This is a genomic window from Streptomyces sp. NPDC013455 (assembly GCF_040632975.1).
Taxonomy (GTDB): domain Bacteria; phylum Actinomycetota; class Actinomycetes; order Streptomycetales; family Streptomycetaceae; genus Streptomyces.
In genome coordinates this window covers 1-1,160 of the sequence record NZ_JBEYCX010000085.1, presented here as the reverse complement: position 1 = coordinate 1,160, position 1,160 = coordinate 1, and the positions used below count along the sequence as shown (strand labels likewise).

The following is a 1,160-nucleotide window of genomic DNA, read 5'->3' as shown; positions in this document are numbered from 1 at the left end:
CACCTCTCCACCCACACCCACCCCTGGCTCACCCACCACACCATCAACCACACCACCCTCCTCCCCGGCACCGCCCTCCTCGAACTCGCCCTGCAGACGAGCGACGTCCCGTACGTTCGGGAGCTGACCCTCCACACCCCCCTCGCCCTCCCGCACGAGGTCGCCGTCGACCTCCAAGTCCGCGTCACCGCACCCGACGACTCCGGGACCCGCACCCTCACCATCTCCTCCCGTGCCGGGGACGCCCACCCCGACGACCCCTGGCTGCACCACGCCACCGGCCTCCTGGACGCCGAGCCCGGAGCAGCCGAGGACACGCTCAGCACCTGGCCGCCGGAGGGAGCGGTGCCCTGCACGGACGAAGAGTTGGAAAACCTCTACGCCTCGTACGCGGCGCACGGCTTCACGTACGGGCCGGCGTTCCAGGGACTCCGCTCCGCTTGGCGCAAGGGGGAGGAGGTGTACGCGGAGGTGGGTCTGCCGGAAGCCGTGCTCGACGAGGCGTCCGCGTACAACGTGCACCCTGCCCTGCTGGACGCGGCCCTGCACGCCGTGGCGCTCGGTTCGGTGGAGGCTGCCTCGGCGGGAGCCGTGCCGTTCGCGTTCAACGGTGTGTCCCTGTACGCCGTCAACGCGGCCACCGCCCGGGTCCGCGTGACGCCCGCCGCGCGGGGGGCCGACCAGACCGCCGTGTCCGTGTTGCTTGCGGATGAAACCGGCCGAAGCATCGTGTCGATCGACGCCCTCGCCGTACGACCCCTCGACCTCGGCACACTCCGGGCGTCGGCGCACCCGACCGCGACGCTCTACGACCTGACGTGGGCGGACGCCGACCCGGGCTCCGTACCCCTCACACCGACCGCCGAGCCGGTCGTGCTGGGTCCCGACCAGGCCACCCCGGATCTGGCCGCGCTCCTGGACCGGCTGGACGGCGGCGAACCCGCACCCGGGGCCGTGCTGCTGAGGTGCCCGCAAGGTGCGGTGGGGGAGGTCCTCGGTGAGGTGCTGGGTGTGCTGCGGGCATGGCTCGCGGACGACCGTCTCGCCGATGCCCGGTTGGTGGTGGTCACGCGCGGTGCGATGGCCACCGGCCCCGGTGAGGACGTGGTGGATGTGGCGGGGGCGGCGGTGTGGGGTCTGCTGCGTTCCGCGCAAGCCGA

At 72.8% G+C, this 1,160-nt stretch carries 1 protein-coding gene; it reads left to right on the top strand.

Annotated elements, in window-relative coordinates; all coding sequences use genetic code 11:
* Positions 1-1,160, top strand: a 1,160-nt coding sequence (locus tag ABZ576_RS34410; RefSeq protein WP_360750080.1) for a polyketide synthase dehydratase domain-containing protein, incomplete at both ends; no start/stop codon positions are given.